General features: G+C 41.0%; 16 protein-coding genes. 3 read left to right on the plus strand and 13 right to left on the minus strand.

The window, feature by feature from the left end; translation table 11 throughout:
* Window positions 1-31: 31 nt before the first annotated feature.
* Window positions 32-700 carry a ribulose-phosphate 3-epimerase gene (gene rpe / locus ACROAE_RS07675; protein ID WP_432400417.1) on the minus strand — a complete coding sequence of 223 codons (669 nt, stop codon included), beginning with the start codon at window positions 698-700 and terminating at the stop codon, window positions 32-34.
* 422 nt (window positions 701-1,122) lie between these two features.
* Here rpe and ACROAE_RS07680 point away from each other — a divergent pair, with 422 nt between their 5' ends.
* A complete protein-coding gene (locus ACROAE_RS07680; protein ID WP_432400419.1) occupies window positions 1,123-1,494 on the plus strand; it encodes a hypothetical protein in 372 nt (123 codons plus the stop codon).
* A 5-nt stretch (window positions 1,495-1,499) separates the two neighbouring features.
* On the plus strand, window positions 1,500-1,679 hold the full coding sequence (locus ACROAE_RS07685) for a DUF2970 domain-containing protein (protein WP_432400421.1): 180 nt from the start codon (window positions 1,500-1,502) through the stop codon (window positions 1,677-1,679).
* 26 nt (window positions 1,680-1,705) lie between these two features.
* Here ACROAE_RS07685 and ACROAE_RS07690 read toward each other — a convergent pair whose 3' ends face one another.
* From ACROAE_RS07690 to ACROAE_RS07730, 9 genes are all read right to left on the minus strand, one after another.
* Window positions 1,706-2,542, minus strand: coding sequence for a Dam family site-specific DNA-(adenine-N6)-methyltransferase (locus ACROAE_RS07690; RefSeq protein ID WP_432400423.1), 837 nt, complete (start codon window positions 2,540-2,542; stop codon window positions 1,706-1,708).
* Between the two features lie 130 nt (window positions 2,543-2,672).
* Entirely contained in the window at window positions 2,673-4,067 is a 1,395-nt protein-coding gene (locus ACROAE_RS07695) for an AAA family ATPase (RefSeq protein ID WP_432400425.1), read from the minus strand.
* A 19-nt stretch (window positions 4,068-4,086) separates the two neighbouring features.
* On the minus strand, window positions 4,087-5,163 hold the full coding sequence (gene aroB / locus ACROAE_RS07700) for a 3-dehydroquinate synthase (protein ID WP_432400427.1): 1,077 nt from the start codon (window positions 5,161-5,163) through the stop codon (window positions 4,087-4,089).
* A 9-nt stretch (window positions 5,164-5,172) separates the two neighbouring features.
* A complete protein-coding gene (aroK, locus tag ACROAE_RS07705; protein WP_011635865.1) occupies window positions 5,173-5,688 on the minus strand; it encodes a shikimate kinase AroK in 516 nt (171 codons plus the stop codon).
* Window positions 5,689-5,969: 281 nt separating this feature from the next.
* Entirely contained in the window at window positions 5,970-8,015 is a 2,046-nt protein-coding gene (locus tag ACROAE_RS07710; RefSeq protein ID WP_432400429.1) for a type IV pilus secretin PilQ, read from the minus strand.
* Between the two features lie 21 nt (window positions 8,016-8,036).
* The gene (locus tag ACROAE_RS07715) at window positions 8,037-8,555 is read right to left on the minus strand and encodes a pilus assembly protein PilP (RefSeq protein WP_432400431.1); all 519 of its coding nucleotides are present in this window, start codon (window positions 8,553-8,555) and stop codon (window positions 8,037-8,039) included.
* Window positions 8,555-9,169: a type 4a pilus biogenesis protein PilO gene (locus ACROAE_RS07720; protein ID WP_432400433.1), complete on the minus strand. Its 615-nt coding sequence runs from the start codon at window positions 9,167-9,169 to the stop codon at window positions 8,555-8,557. The genes ACROAE_RS07715 and ACROAE_RS07720 overlap by 1 nt, the downstream gene beginning before the upstream one ends.
* The gene (locus ACROAE_RS07725) at window positions 9,166-9,750 is read right to left on the minus strand and encodes a PilN domain-containing protein (protein ID WP_432400435.1); all 585 of its coding nucleotides are present in this window, start codon (window positions 9,748-9,750) and stop codon (window positions 9,166-9,168) included. The genes ACROAE_RS07720 and ACROAE_RS07725 overlap by 4 nt, the downstream gene beginning before the upstream one ends.
* Window positions 9,738-10,817: a pilus assembly protein PilM gene (locus ACROAE_RS07730; RefSeq protein WP_432400437.1), complete on the minus strand. Its 1,080-nt coding sequence runs from the start codon at window positions 10,815-10,817 to the stop codon at window positions 9,738-9,740. Before ACROAE_RS07730 ends, ACROAE_RS07725 begins: the two co-directional genes overlap by 13 nt.
* 188 nt (window positions 10,818-11,005) lie before the next feature.
* Here ACROAE_RS07730 and ACROAE_RS07735 point away from each other — a divergent pair, with 188 nt between their 5' ends.
* Window positions 11,006-13,600, plus strand: coding sequence for a penicillin-binding protein 1A (locus tag ACROAE_RS07735; protein WP_432400439.1), 2,595 nt, complete (start codon window positions 11,006-11,008; stop codon window positions 13,598-13,600).
* 117 nt (window positions 13,601-13,717) lie between these two features.
* Here ACROAE_RS07735 and yjjG read toward each other — a convergent pair whose 3' ends face one another.
* The 3 genes from yjjG to ACROAE_RS07750 all read right to left on the minus strand — a co-directional run bounded on the left by yjjG (window position 13,718) and on the right by ACROAE_RS07750 (window position 17,044).
* Complete coding sequence (gene yjjG / locus ACROAE_RS07740) at window positions 13,718-14,410, minus strand: pyrimidine 5'-nucleotidase (protein ID WP_432400441.1); 693 nt, start codon at window positions 14,408-14,410, stop codon at window positions 13,718-13,720.
* Window positions 14,411-14,570: 160 nt separating this feature from the next.
* Window positions 14,571-15,638, minus strand: coding sequence for a phosphotransferase enzyme family protein (locus ACROAE_RS07745; RefSeq protein ID WP_432400443.1), 1,068 nt, complete (start codon window positions 15,636-15,638; stop codon window positions 14,571-14,573).
* 113 nt (window positions 15,639-15,751) lie between these two features.
* Window positions 15,752-17,044, minus strand: a complete 1,293-nt coding sequence (locus ACROAE_RS07750; protein WP_432400445.1) for a hypothetical protein — start codon at window positions 17,042-17,044, stop codon at window positions 15,752-15,754.
* Window positions 17,045-17,065 lie beyond the last annotated feature (21 nt).

Below are 17,065 nucleotides of genomic sequence, written 5' to 3' on the forward strand. Positions count from 1 at the left end.
CGACAACCTCACTTTGGTTTACCTGTATGGATTACACTTTGGCTAATTCAGCACGCATTTGATCAACTACGACTTTGTAATCAGGTTGATTGAAAATAGCTGAACCGGCGACAAACATATCGGCACCCGCTGCGGCAATCTCTGCGATATTGTCAACTTTAACACCGCCATCCACTTCTAAACGAATATCAAAACCACTGGCATCAATAAGCGCACGAACTTGGCGAAGCTTGTCGAGTGTATGTGGAATAAATGACTGACCACCAAAACCAGGGTTAACTGACATCAACAAAATGACATCTAATTTGTCCATAACATGGTCAAGATAATGCAGTGGCGTCGCCGGATTAAACACTAAGCCCGCTTTACAACCTGATTCTTTAATCAGTTGTAATGTACGGTCGATATGTTCAGATGCTTCAGGGTGGAAGGTAATAATTGATGCTCCCGCTTTAGCAAAATCAGGAATGATACGGTCGACCGGCTTAACCATAAGATGCACATCAATATCTGCTGTGATCCCATAATTGCGCAAAGCAGTACAAACCATGGGTCCAATTGTTAGGTTAGGAACATAATGATTATCCATTACGTCAAAGTGGACCACGTCTGTACCGGCATCTAATACGGCTTTAACATCATCACCTAAACGGGCGAAATCGGCAGACAAAATCGATGGTGCTATTAAAAATGGGCGCATAATCTTCTCTATTGGCAGATCAAAGTGACGACATTTTACCCTTTGCAGCGACAAGCCTCTAGGTTGAAAAGCTAAAAAAGCCCTAGAGTGACGGATATTTGTCAAAAAATAGAGCAGAAGTCGGATTTGTTGCTTTTTACTCATAAAGCAGTGTTCAATAACTAAGCTATTTTGCTATAATAAAAAATGTTACTTATTATGTCAGAGCTAATAGAAAATACAGCTCATAAAGTAACAAACAATAAAACATGAAGTGCGGGGTTGATGATCGGCACTCAATGCAACACATGAATACGATTGATTAGATTTTAAAGACTGAATACTCCGTCGCCACATAAACCATTAGCAACTATTAGCTTCGCTTGAGTTTATTGCAACACATATTCAGGCGCCGAGCATAAACCACAGATAGGGTATACCTTATGGTTAAGCAATTATTAAGCAAGATTTCTGGTCGTGATGGTAAATTTTTACCAACACCGGTTTATGCTGTATTTGCAACTTCAGCTTGTGTGCTGCTCATTAGCCAAGTCATGATGGCAAGTGAAGCGGAAACATCAAGCACTAAAGCGTGTGTATGTGATAGTAGCAACAGCTACAATGCCAGTTTACCAAGCAGTCATCCTGCCAACCGTTGCGCACAACAATCAGATAACGTTAGTTGGGGAAATTGGGTAACTGGCAATAGTCGTTCTAGCCAATTTCATTTTATCGATTTGCTAGAGCTGATCCACGGACATAAAGATAAACCGCTCCAAGATATGCCTACCTCTAGCAGCCCTAAGCAGATATAAATAGCATGTCTTTATGGCAAGTTTTCAGTAGTACTGTTGCAGCCTTTTTTGGGGTGCAAACAGAGCGCAATCGACAAAAAGACTTCAAGTCACAATCCCCACTGCCTTTTATTATCATGGGCATCATTTTAGCGATAGGCTTAGTGTTAACCTTAGTCTTGATCGTTAATCAGGTATTGAGTTAACTGTACCATTCCCACAAATTTAATCGCTAATCATCATGACGATAATGGTGATCGTATAGCGCCATTATTTCATCGACTTTATTGCGTGAACTGCCTTTTGGGCTAATATTTCTTTGCACTGAAATAGTCGAAAAAGCCGCACCTCGGTATAGCTCACGAGTCAGCGGAATATCATGATTACTAATTAATACTGGGATATTACGTTCGTGCGCAATATGTCTTGAATGACGCGCGAGCAGCGCTTGATCATCCAAACTAAAACCCGGGCCTGCATAAGTCGTAAAACTGGCTGTGGTTGATAAAGGTGCATATGGCGGGTCACAATAAATCACATCACCCACATCCGCTAATTCAAAAGCTTGCTCATAACTAATACACTTAAAGGTCGCTTTTTTCGCCTTTATAGAAAAATGACGAATTTCGGCTTCAGGAAAATACGGCTTTTTATAAGAGCCGAATGGCACGTTAAAGCCACCTTTACGGTTATAACGACATAGACCATTAAAACCATGACGGTTCATATACAAAAAGTACACCGAACGAATAAACGGATCGAGCGTGGCATTAAACTCTGTACGGACTCGATAATAAGCTTCGCTATTATTCATATCATCAACAAACATTGCCTTAGCCGCTTGAATATAAGCATCTGGCTGCTGTTTAACAATGTTATACAGATTGATTAAATCTTGATTGATATCGCACAACAAGTAGTGCTCATAATCAGTATTAAGAAAAACCGACCCCGCGCCCACAAAGGGTTCAATCAGGCGGTTTCCTGCAGGAAGGTGCTTTGCTAGCTCATCAACGAGTTTGTATTTTCCGCCCGCCCACTTTAGAAAGGCTCTATGCTTTTTTATCATGAATAGGAACTATGCCAGCAAAATTAAAGCTGATGATTGTACTCTGTTTAGTGGCAATTATCATCGGGTAAAATCGATTAAATAACCAGAAGATGCACATTATTGAATCGAGTTGAAAATCCGTGAGGGATTAGTCTACCCGTTGATAATCGGTTAAATCGGCCCACTTTCTTACCCAGGGGGCTGCTAAGCGATATTGAGTTTGAATTTGCTTCGATTTAGCTTCTGCTGCAGAGGAGGTATCAAAATCTCCGAGAAAAATCACAAATCGTTGTTTGTAACTCATAATATACACATGCGGCTCTTGAGCTAACTTAGTCAAAATAGGCGACAATGAAGACTTATCATTAACGCTAGCGAGCTGAAGCGTAAAGCCTTTGATTTTATGCGGCGTCTTATCACGCTCTACAATCTGTTGAGGCTGGCTAACCGCTTGGGGTTGTGCTTTGGGTAGCTTACCCTGGAAAGACAACCCTTCTAGCGAAGAATAAACCTCTACATCGGTATGATTGTCGATAGGCACAACATCTGGATCAACATTAAGTTCTATGTCGGTTTGTTTCGCTTCGACTTGTTGTTTAATCAACAAATCAGCTTGCAGATTAGCAATTTGTTTAGTCTGTGCTAAATAACGTTGCGTAAAGTAAGGCGCTAACTTAAGTTCGCCATATTCCACCAAGAATGAATGAGCTTGCTTTCTACTCTCTGCCTGCGTTGCCGTTAATTCAAGTGAGGGTTTTGATACGTCTACTGCCGAGAAGTGGTTATTGATAAGCCAGCCACTCACCAGTAAACATAATACCACTACAGTGGAAATCGTAAACTTAACCAACATAGATTTTGGTTTTTGCATATCTTCAGGGGACTCTAACGCTAGCATCAACAAATCAACGACTTCTTTAGGAGTGCCTAACTGTTTTTCGAGTTGTTTATGAATGATTTCACGAGGTATAAAGGGTGTTTTTTGGCTACGTAGTAATAAGCTTTGATATAAACCGTCGCGCTCAGCAATGGGGAGCGGCTCTATATTGACTTGTAGTAAAAGAGCTCGGGTTTTATCCGCAATATCCGCTGTTAAGCTACGCCAGAAACTAGGCTCAATCGTCATAGTGACAGCAACAGGTTTACCGGCACAGCGAATTTGGCTCAATAGAATACATTCCGCCCAAATATCTTTTGGCAGCAAATGAGCATCATCAATAATAATGTGTAGCGGTTTATCTAGACTTGATTGGATCCTAAGCACAGTATCCATTAAGGGACGTTCGTCATCAAAAATAGGGGCTGAAATTAATTGCACCAGTATTTTACGACGTATTTCAGCGCTGTCAGCATGCTGAGGGCACACAACAAGAGCTGAATTATAGTCATCTAACTCACTCGCCAATGCGGCAACAAGCGTAGACTTTCCTGCACCTTTATCGCCACATAACACCAGTAGTTGTTCACTGTAACTGGCAATATGTTGTAAACGCTGAACTAGCGCTTCTTGAGTGGGTAGTAATAAAAGTCCTGAAGCAGTCAAAGAATCACCACACTTGAGTTTACGCGCGGTTAATAACCTGTTTGAGTAAGTCTTCACTGACATCAGAGAAAACATCAGCGTGACCGATTTGAGTCGGCAATACTAAGCGAATTTTTCCGCCTAACACTTTCTTATCACGACGCATATGCTTAATAAAGCGTTCAAAATCCATTGATTTAGGTGCTTTAATTGGCAAATCGAAAGCTTGCATGAGCAGAGTAATTCTCTCCACATAAACTTCATCGAGTAAGTTTAACTCTTGAGCCGTTTGAGCAGCAAGAATGGTGCCTGCAGCAACAGCTTCACCATGTAGCCATACTCCATAGCCCATTTCTGCTTCGATTGCATGACCAAAGGTATGACCAAGATTGAGCAATGCTCGTACGCCTTGTTCAGTTTCATCTTGTTCGACAACGTCAGCTTTAATTTGGCAACATTTTGCTATTGCATAAGTTAATGCATCTGTATCAAGTGCTTTTAATGGCTCTACATTCTGTTCCAGCCATTGAAAGAAATCTGCATCCCAAATGATGCCATATTTGATCACTTCAGCCATACCTGCTGCAAATTCCTTTGCCGGTAATGTCTGTAAACATAACGTATCAATAATGACTGATTTAGGTTGGTAAAAAGAACCGATCATGTTCTTACCAAGAGGATGGTTAACCGCAGTTTTCCCCCCTACAGATGAATCAACTTGTGAGAGCAATGTTGTCGGGACTTGAATAAAATCGATGCCTCGCTGATAACATGCCGCGGCAAAGCCTGTCATATCACCAACCACACCACCGCCTAAGGCAACTAATACTGAATCTCGAGCAAAGTTATGTTCGAGTAATCCACTAAAAATTAAGTCGAGGTGTTGTAAATCTTTATATTTTTCGCCGTCTGGCAAAATAACTGTTTCAATAGATGTGCAAACGCTCATCGCTTGTTGTACCTGTTTAAGGTACAACGGAGCAATGGTATCGTTTGAAACAATTAGGGCTTTTTTATGTTGTAGGTAGCGAGTAAAAATCTCGCTGTCATTCATCAAATTCTGGCCAATGTAAATGGGGTAACTTCTATCACCTAATTGAACCTGAATCTGTTGCATGCGTTTTACCTAAAAGCCAAGTTGCTCGATAATTTGGTTAGCGACGATCTTCGCGCTTTGTTCGTCAGTCTTAACGATGACATCTGCAATCTCTTCATACAAAGGATTACGGATCTCAGCTAAGCTTTCGAGCACTTCACGTGGATCATCTACTTGTAACAACGGACGACGCTTGTCACGCTGAGTGCGCGCAACTTGCTTGTCTATCGTTGTTTCTAAGTAAACAACTATACCTCGAGCAGAAAGATAATTGCGGATATCTTTACTCTGAACAGAACCACCACCTGTTGCGAGAACGATACCTTGCCTTTCTGAAAGATCACCGATGACTTGAGCTTCACGTCTACGGAAGCCTTCCTCACCTTCAACATCAAACACCCAGGCAATATCTGCACCGGTACGTTGTTCAATCTCGTGATCTGAATCGTGGAAATCTAAATGCAGCATTTGCGCCAGATGGCGACCAATTGTGCTTTTACCTGCGCCCATAGGGCCTACCAGAAAAATATTGCGTTTTTCAGCCATTTCGTATACGTCTGAATCTTATATGGAAGAATGCCTTATCGACTTAAACTCAAGCCGACCTATAATTTAACCTTGCTCTAATGAGACTTGACGGAGGATTATCTCAGTTAAGGGCTATTACTTGCAAGCCATCGGCGCTATTTAAACTGATTTAATTCATTTACGCCATAAAACACCGCTATTTCCAGCTTATAAAAGCTGGACAATTTACAATAAAAAACCAGCTACAAGTAGCTGGTTTCTTGATACTCAACATACGTAAATCATGTTGATTTAGCTTACTATTTCTCTGTTACGATTTTAGGAGTAACAAATATCAATAGCTCTTGTCGCTCATTTTTATCTGATGTGTTTCTAAACAAAAATCCAACCAACGGAATATCACCTAAAATAGGCACTTTGTTTACACTACTAATGAGATTTTGTTGATAAATACCACCAAGTACAATTGTTTCACCATTATTGACGAGCACTTGAGTGCCAATCCGCTGGGTATCAATTGCCACGGCATCACCTGTGCCGGTAGAAACAGTCTTACCTTGTGAATCTTGAGTAATTTCTAGATCAAGGATAACACGGTCATCTGGGGTGATTTGTGGAGTCACACGCAGTGACAATACCGCTTTTTTGAAACTTACAGTAGTTGCACCGCTCGAGGCCGATTCAACATACGGGATCTCAACACCTTGCTCAATATATGCCGACTTCTGATTTGAGGTCGTAATACGAGGGCTGGCAATAATTTCACCTTTGTTTTCTTGCTCTAAGGCGCTCAATTCAAAATCAAGTACCGTACCGTCAGCCAATTTCGCAACATGGAATGCAATGCTCGATGCTGAAGTCGCGGCTGAAGGTAAGTTGACATTTAAGCGGTCACTGATATTTGGAATAACGCCACCGGCAATACTTGCTGCGCCTTCAAGCGTTCCTGAAGTACCATCAGAGCCTTGTTGATCAGTAATACCCCAACGAACACCTAAGTCTTCACTGACATCATCTTTTACCGTCACCATGCGTGCTTCAATTAACACTTGCTTGATGGGGATATCAAGCACTTCGATTAGACGGTGTATATTTTCTAAAATCTCAGTCGTGTCTTTAACCAGTAAAGTATTAGTACGCTCATCTACCGCCACACTGCCACGATTAGATAATAACGTAGAGTCTGTGGTTTTAAGTAATTCTGCAATATCGATAGCTTTTGCATAATTAATTTGTAAATACTCTGAATACAGAGGCGCTAACTCTTTGACTTCTTGTTTATTTTTAAGGTCATTACTTTCACGGATCGCCAGTTCTTCACTAGGCGCAACCATTAAAATATTACCTTCAATACGCTTATCTAGACCTTTGGTTTGCAAGATTAGATCTAACGCTTGATCCCAAGGCACATCGTCTAAACGTAAAGTAATCTCTCCCTCAACCGTGTCACTGGTCACTAAGTTAAAGTTGTTATAATCAGCAATAATCTGCAGCACTGTGCGCACAGAAATATTTTGAAAGTTTAACGATAATGAACGTCCATTATATTTTTTAGCTTCTTTGGCAACAGACACTCGCTCAACTTTATCAATGCTCACTTTAAATACATCACCATCTTGGCGATAGTTGTAATCATAGTTACCATTAATATCAACCATTACCCGCGCAGTTAAATCGTCTTTAAAGGTCTCAAAGCTGCTCACTGGCGTAGCGAAATCTTGTACATCCATGACATACAGTAAGTCGTTACCAATATCAGTATTGTATAGTTTGATTTCGAGTTTAGATCCTACCTGCTCAACATTGGCAGCAACTGAACGATTACTTAAATTAAATAATATTTCTCCGCCACCGGTTTTATTGCGGCGAAAATCAATACTTTTAATACCATTCACAAAAGGGTTATTAGCTTGATCTGGACCAGCGACATCGTCGTTAATTGTTAATCGATAGCTATTACCTACAATTTTACCTTGGTAAGGTTTAACCTTATTTAAGGCAACAATAATTTGCAGATCACCACCTTGTTGCTGGGCGGTAAGTTTTTCAACACCCACACTATCAACCGGTATGACACCTTTATTTAAATTAGATATTGTGTCTGCAAAATTAAGCATAATTTCTGCAGGTTCAGCAGAAAGATCGACCGTAGGCGATGTCACTTCTGATTCGAAAACCAATTCTAATTCTAATTGGTGATCCACCATAGAATGATATTTTACGTCAATAAGACGATTAGCAGCTAATGCGTTTGGCACAATACCAACGATTAATACTGCACCGATAAGCGCTCTACAAAATGATGAGTTTGTTATTGCTTTTTTCATCGCGGCAGAAGATTCCATTATTCCCTCATCCTTCGCACGTTATTTTCCTGAAAGTTCTAAGTTACTGGATCTTTCTGCCCAGCAACCTGAACCATCAGGGATTAATTCTATAATTTCGATAAATTGCGGAGTTACTTTAGCAATTCGGCCATGATAAAGCCCTAAATATTCACCTACACCTAAACGATAAACATTGGCATCAGTTGATTCAACTAACGCCCATATTGTACCGTCTTCACTCAGTGTTCCGCGCATTCTTAAATTGTCGAGTGCGTAGGTTTCTAAGCGCCCTTTTCGACGTTTTAAGTCTGGTTGTAAACAGTCTTTAGACGTATCGATAACTTCTTCTGTTAATTCCCTTGAAGGCGGAACAAAAGGACTACGCATAAGTTCTGCTTGATATGCAAAATGTTCAAACTTTGGTGTCTCTTTTAAAGGCGGAATACGTGCGACATGTTGCGCCTTAGTAGTAGTAACAAATAGCTCTAAATCACTACGATCGCCAATACAACCTGTTAATAAAAACACCATAACTACAAAAAGAGGTAATAATTTCATTATTTTATCCCCTTATTTGCAGGTGTTAATTCAGCACCTTCTTTAAAGCGATACGTTTTAGCCAGAATATCCATGGATAACTCGCCAGCATCGTTTCGCTTAATAACAAAGTCGTGCAAACTAACAATACGAGGCAGTTTTGCCACACCGCTTACCATATTGCCAATTTCATGATAATCGCCTTCTACGGCCATTTTAATTGGGAATTCGATATAAAAATCACGTTCGATTTCATTATCCCAATCTAAGCTGTTTATGCGTAACCCAGCATCGGTAGCAACAAATGTTAAGTCATCGAGTAGACCTGGCATTTCGTTTTCAGAAGGCAGCATTTTTAATAATTCTGCAAACTGAGCTTCCATTACCACTAACTGTTCACGGTACAGTTTAAGGTTGGCAGCTAAACGGTATTTAGTTTCAAAATCCTCACGCAATTGAATTTCTTTAGCTTGTTCAGCTTCCATAATATCAATTGAGTCGGCAATAAATAAATAATAACTGCCCCCAATAACACAAAGCGATAAAAACGCGGCAAACACCACTTTAACTAATTTAGGCCAACCACCAATGTTCTCAAAATCGATATCATTAAATTGATCTAGGTCGAGATTCATTTTCTCGCTCCTTGGCTGGTATCGACAGCAGTTGCCTGAGAATCATCACGGATCGTGACACGTAACTTAAAGCTTTGTAACTGCCTTAATTCTTCGTTTTGTGTCACGATTGATTGCATATTAGGATCGTTTAGATAAGAAGATGTTTTCACCTTCCGCATCATATTGGCCACGTTATTGTTTGACTCACTACGGCCTTCTATCCACAAGATACTGCCTTTCTTTTCAATGCTAGAAAGGTAAATCCCTGGCGGTACAATTCGCACTAATTCATCTAAAACATGAGTGGGCAAATTACGTGATTGTTGTAAATTAAGAATAATCTCTGTGCGACGTTCAATATCTTGCTTACGTTCAGTGATTTTCCTGATTTCAGCAATTTGCGTATCTAACAAAGCAATTTCAGATTGTAAATAAGCATTACGCTGACGCTGATCATCCGTCACGACTTCTAAAAAGCTTAGAAACAAATAGACCAATAGTGATGTCACCAAAAAAACAAGCGCTAACACACCAATATAATCACGCTTTTGTTTTTCTCTGGCTTCTTCACGCCAAGGTAATAGGTTTATGTTCGCCATTGAGCATAACTCCTTAGCGCAAGACCACATGCCACCATATACTTACTCATAGTAGGTTGAAGTTGGCTTTTCATGACATCGTCTGCGTGTAAACAGCCTTGAAAAGGATCGGCGACAATGGTAAGAGCACCTAATTCATTTGTTAGTAGCTCCGCCATTCCTTCTAATTTTGCCGTACCACCACATAACACAATGTAGTCGACTTTTTCACGGCCGCTAGCGGTACAGTAAATTTGAAGGGTACGCTTTATTTGTTGTAACAATTGGGTTTGAAAAGGAGATAATACTTCGAACATATAATTTCGAGGTAGTTGTCCTGTCACTTTTGCACGTTCGGCTTCATCATGTGGCATGCCATAAAACGATAAAATAGATTGCGTAAACAATTCACCACCAAAAGCTTGCTCACGAATAAACGTGGTCTCACCTTTTTCAACAACTGAGAACGTTGTCATATTGGCGCCAATATCTACCATTGCAATAGACTTTTGTTTTGCACCTTCAGGCAATTGGCCATAAATTAACTCAGCTGAACGGCCTAATGCATAAGCTTCTACATCGACAACTTTAACATCCAGTTCAACGGCATCTAATGCGTCAACTCGAGAGTCAATATTTTCGCTTCGACATGCACTTAATAACACATCGACTTTTGTTGGGTCGGTGACGTTGGCACTCAGTCGTTCAAAATCAATACTGACCTCATCAAGCGAATAAGGAATAAGGTTGTCAGCTTCAATTTCAATCTGAGCTTCCATCTCTTCTTCGTTTAACGCTGCATCCATATAGATGACTTTTGTCATTACAGCAGATCCTGATACTGCTACCGCAGCAAATTTTACCGACTTAGGTAAAATACGCTTAATCTGTCGCAGCGACTCCAGTACAGCTTCAGAATCACGAATATCATGATCGACTACAGCTCCCTTTCTAACAGGAACTGACGCATGATTTTGAATTTTATATCCATCCGCAGTCTTGCTCAACAAAATGGCTTTTATTTCATGAGACCCAATATCAATCCCAACCATCTGAGGTGCTTGACGCTTCCATAGTTTAGAAAGCATAGTCCGTCATCACAATTCTATTATTATTTTGTAAGAGATTAGCACATAATCAACTCGTTATAAGTATTTGTATAAAATGTTTCGACATTTTACAAATACTATTTTAACTAGATCATGTTTTACTTCACCAAAAACACTGTGGCTTATATACTAGCACTACTATTTTTGTTTTTTCTTGGAATTATCGAGTGAAGTGGTTTAAACGTTTATTGATTGCCTTTTTTAGCCTATCACTTTTAGGAATCGCTGCTATTGCTGCAGCTTACTTCTATGTGCTGCCCGATTTGCCCGATGTTAATTCATTAAAAACGGTCCAATTACAAACCCCACTGCGAATATACAGCCAGGACGGCAAACTGATTTCTCAGTTTGGCGAGAAGCGCCGTATTCCAGTTGAGTATGATGACGTACCAGTGCAATTAATTAATGCGGTACTTGATACCGAAGATGCCCGTTTTTTTGAACACAGAGGTATTGATCCTATTGGGATTATCCGTGCTGCAACCATTTTGATTACCACAGGTAAAAAAAGCCAAGGGGCAAGTACGATTACGCAACAGGTTGCCCGAGGTTTCTTTTTATCGAATGAAAAAACGTATATTCGTAAAGTAAAAGAAATCTTTTTAGCTTTAAAAATTGAAAAAGCATTATCCAAAAAAGAAATTTTAGCCCTTTATTTAAACCGTTCATTTTTAGGTAACCGTGCTTATGGCGTAGGTGCTGCAGCGCAAGTGTACTACGGCAAAGAGTTAAACCAATTATCACTACCAGAAATGGCAATGATAGCAGGCCTCCCTCAGGCGCCATCGGCTGCAAACCCAATAAGAAACCCTGAACGCGCTATGACACGCCGCAATTGGGTGTTAAGCCGCATGCTAGAAAAACGTAATATTACCCAGGCCGAGTATGAAGAAGCCATAAACAGTCCATCAACGGCTAAATATCATGGCGCAGAAATTGACTTATACGCACCATATGTCTCTGAGATGGCGCGTGATTACATGATCCAAAAATTCGGTGAAGAAGCCGCTTACACTAACGGTTATAACGTATACACCACCATTTCATCTGACTTGCAGTTAATGGCCCAAGAATCTTTACGCGATAATGTTTTCGCCTACGATCAACGCCACGGCTACCGTGGTGCTGCAGCCGAGTTATGGACTGATAGCCCATTACAACGCGATGAGATTATTGATACCTTAAAGCGTACAGCATCAATGCAGGGCATTATTCCTGCTGCCGTCATGAATGTCAGTGAACAACAAGCACAGGTATTAGATAGTGATGGCCAGCTCATCACCTTAGAATGGAAAGGCTTAAAATGGGCGCGCAAATTTATTAGCGACAAACGCCAAGGTCTGCCACCAAAGCAAGCAAGCGACATTCTCACCGCTGGCCAACAAGTTTGGATCCGCAACAACGGTAAGCATTGGCAACTATCGCAAATTCCATTGGTCTCTAGCGCAACGGTCTCACTTGAGCCGCATAACGGCGCAATCAAAACATTGGTCGGTGGTTTTAGCTTTAGCCAGAGCCAGTTTAACCGTGTAACACAAGCCAAACGTCAGCTTGGTTCAAACATTAAACCGTTTATTTATGCTGCCGCGCTTGAAAAAGATTACACCTTGGCAACGCTTATTAACAATGCGCCTATTAATAAGCCTGATACTCGTCAAGGCACTGCATGGCGTCCTAAAAATTCACCTGATATTTATGGCGGTCCTACGCGTTTACGTGTCGGATTAGCACAATCAATCAACGTGATGTCCGTTCGCGCAATGCGTCATGCCGGATTAGATAACACGATTAAAGAGCTGATTAAATTTGGCTTTGATCCTAATGACTTACCTCGCAATGAATCTTTAGCGTTAGGCTCGCCATCGGTAACGCCTCTACAGGTCGCAACCGCCTTTAACGTATTTGCAAATGGTGGCTATTTGGTTGAGCCGTATTTTATTGACCATGTTACTGATGGTTATGACAATATGATTGAGCAAACCATACCTGCTATTGCATGCGATATGCCTCAAGATACTGCTCAAGTGGCCGTCGAAGTTGAAGACCCGTTTGCGGCCATGGCTGATGAGTTGTCTCAACCGGAAATAGAGCAACCCTTTGCTACTCAAGAGACTGATAAGTTAGAAACACAAACAGCATTAATGAGCGCAGAAGAAAACGTCTGTAGTAATCCTAATGCACGCTTTGCTAAAAAGGTGGTTTCAGAGCAAACCGCATTCTTAATTACTGAAGCGCTGAAGAGTGTTATTTGGGGTGGTGGTGACTGGAGCCACGGAACCGGTTGGAACGGCACGGCATGGCGCGCCGCGAAACTGATTAAACGTCACGATATCGCAGGTAAAACCGGGACAACAAACGAAGCGAGAGACACATGGTTTAGTGGTTTCAATCCAACTTTAACCGCAACATTCTGGGTTGGTTTTGATGACCACGGCCGTCAGCTAGGTCGCTCAAGCTGGGTAGCAAACGGCGAGCCAGACCAGATTTCAGGTGGTGAAGCAGGAGCCAAAACAGCAGGTCCAGGCTGGAATGACTTTATGAATAAAGCGCTTGCAGGCACAACTGAACATGCGGTTATTCCACCAAAGGGAATCGTGTCTGCACGGATAGATTTAGCGACAGGTAAATTAACTCGCAAAACAGATCATACAACCGAGTTTGAATATTTTGTCGAAGGGACCGAACCTAAAGAGTACGTCCCAGATACCCAACTAAATGGCGATATCTTTATCGACAATGTTGCAGAAGATTTATTCCAATAAGTCATTGTAAATGACCTCAATAAAAAAGCCATTCAGTCGAATGGCTTTTTTATTTTCTTAATATCACTATCTTCCAGCGGCGCACTCATTGGCCTTAAATAATGATTAACGAACAGTTTAATTTGAATGCAACAATTGGTGTAATTCAGTCAAATTACTCACTTGATAACTCGGCGCAATATCATCACTCACCGCGGCACCATGATGATTCAACCAACAGGTATCAATACCGGCATTATTACCCCCTAAGATGTCTGAATGCAGGTTATCACCCACCATCAGTATCTGGTGCTTCTCTGGCTCACCCATTAAGCTAAATGCATGATTAAAGATGGCAACATCTGGCTTTGCTTTACCAAGTTGTTCAGAAATAACCACTGGACTAAACGCATCTTGAAACCCAGTACGGCTTAAGCGGATACTTTGCAATTCGGTAAAGCCATTCGTGATAATACCTAAATTAACTCTACCGGTTAATGAATCGACTAACTCGCGCGCACCAGGTAACGGCTGACAAATATCAGCCATTGCCGCTAAAAACTGGCTATTTAAATGTTGAGGCGTCACAGATAACTTACTTGCCCATTCATTAAAACGTGTATGTTGCAAATGCGCAGCGGTAATTAAACCGTTTTGATATTCTACCCAAAGTGGTTTGTTAACTTGCTGGTAAAGCGTAAAATCGTTAGCACTAAATTCAATATCAAAACGCGAAAACATTAATTTCAATCCTGCAAAAGCATCAAAATGAAATAACGTTTCATCTGCGTCAAATAAAATCCATTTATACTTATTTAGTAAAGTAGACATCAAAACAACCTTATTTTTCTATGACATAAAAGCTAACTTGAGTTAACTAACCTCATTTCGGGCTAATAAACGGTTATCAAATTGCCCTTTAGTTTGCTATCGAATCGACCAAGTTTTGACATTTAGAGCTCTATATCTAACATTCTACCCCAAGCTGAGGTTAACTAAATAAAGGCATTAATTGCGGCTCTTGTTTAATTAGGCTTTGATAGATAGTTAACTGGTTTATTGCGCGGTCTAGATTATGTTGTGGGTGTACAATAGTAAAATAAACATCCCCATTTAAATAGTCAGTTAAAAAACGTGTACCCAGCATTAAGGCCATCACCTTAATACCCAACCACAAGCTCTGCTTTTCTAACGGGGTAATAATTGTGTTTAGCGCTTTTACATAGGCATTTGTAGCACTGATAATAATCTCAGGCCGAGCGTAAACATGATTAAGTGCGGTTGAGTCTTCGGGTTCTGGAGAACAAAATGCCCGCACCATATCGCCAAAGTCATACATTAAATAACCAGACATACAAGTATCTAAGTCAATAATAGCCAGGCTAGACATATCGCGTTTATCAAAGAGCATATTATTGATTTTGGTATCATTGTGGCATATTCGCTTAGGCAACTTTGCTTCAAAGTCAGCCAACATTAGCAAAATGTCTGTTTGCGACAACACGAAATCAGCCCATTTTTGACACACTGATAATCTGCTATGGGGATCACCTGTCACCGCATGAGTTAATTGATTGATACGCAGAGGTAGATTTAAAAAGTTGGGGATAACATCAACAATGCTATCGGAGGGCATATCGCTGAGCACTGCTGCAAAATGACCAAAAGCATAAGCGGCCACTTCAGCTTGCTGCGCCTGAGTCACCACTTCAATAGTATGGCTATAATCGATGTAATCAATCGCGCGCCAAAAACCTTGCTTATCTAAGTTGAGACTAAGCGCGCCAGAGCTTGTTACCACTGGACTGACAACATGTAACGAATACTGATTATTTTGACGCTTCGATGATAAATGCCGACTAATTTTAGCGGCATTATTCACTACGACATCTGGCAAGGTAAAGACTGACGTATTGATTCGTTGTAGCACTATCTTGCTAACCGAATCGGTCACCAAAAAGGTGTGGTTAATATGGCCATTACCAAGGCGGCTAATGGTTGCACTAGCCGCATCAATACCAAATTGGGGCAACACAACTTGCCTAATAAACTCAATCAATCAAACACTCCATCTGAGATTGCCATCGATTATTAGCCCTACCTTACTCAACGCTTTGGACACTTAGTACTGAGGCTTCTCAAGCGGTGGCATACAAACAATAACACTACACACTATTGACTCAATAATGATTCAAACTGCGCGTTTTGCATTAATGCTGCTTGGCTGCCTTTAAGGCTGAATTCATAGCCACACAATTTGAAATTCCCACGCAATGCCACATGATTCACCATGACACTTTTATCTAGCGGGGTAAATCGGGCTTCTGTCGCACCATCAGCCACTAAGTCGACTGTCATGGGTCTAAATTGACTGCCATCATTAAATTCAAGATTTGCGCAGGTTTTATCTCCCACAGCGCTGGCTAAACGCCATAAGTTCTGTGCATCACCGGCATCACCCAACCAGCGCAAAATAAGCACATCACCTTCAAGTGCAAGCCAAAAACCGTCGGGCAGTTTAACCATTTGCCGGGTCATGCTCATAGGCTCAATGACACCTTGAGTCATTTGTGACTCGCCTTCATCATCTGAATTTGAAAAAGTATTGACCACTAACATCACAAGGTAAATGACTAAACAAACAACCGCTATACCCGCTAAAATTTTACCCACCAGAATCAACTTTACCTGATGCGACTTTGCCACATTAATCCACGATTTAGCCAACTCAGTAATGGACCCTGATTTTAATGCGTCTTGATCTACATATAATGGCTGATGGCTGCGTTCACGGTTAGTTGAAAACATATCGCCGTCGGGTTCATCGTCAACATGACCATGCATATATGGTTCATCGTGCATAGAGTTAGTATTCGTCATCACGTTATGACTGCCATCCTCAACGACTGAATGGCTCGCGGCAACCGCCTGCACAACGTTATTATGTTGCTCCGCATGGTCATGTGACACATGTTCAAATGCATTAATAGGTGCATCCGTTGAGGATGGCGTAATTAACGCTTGGCCTTTCATCACTGGATCTTGACGGCGATGCATAGCACTAGGAACAGACGCCATAACCATATCTGGGCCGTAATAACCTAGTACATACTGGATTTGATTTTTGCTCGGTAAAAAACTCAAATAAGCGCCACAAGCCAAACCAAATAAAAATAAACCTGCTAACGCACCAAATGGCGCCATAAAATAGGCCGATAGACCAAAAAGTAATACAGGTAATAAGCACACAATCGCCAATTTACGGGTTTTATTTGCATCAAATAAACGACGCATTGCAGACAAACCCACAACAGGTAATGACATTAAGGTGAATATCAAAATGATGACACTTGCAGGAAAGACTATGGTTGTCATACTCAACAACGCAAATGCCGCAAATACTATGGCCATTAACCTTAGACCCGTGTCACGACCTTCGCGGCACAGCAGGGTTTTTACTAACATCAAACATTCCTATATTGGTTT

This window comes from Shewanella sp. MF05960, assembly GCF_050849305.1.
In the GTDB taxonomy this organism is placed as follows: Bacteria; Pseudomonadota; Gammaproteobacteria; order Enterobacterales; family Shewanellaceae; genus Shewanella.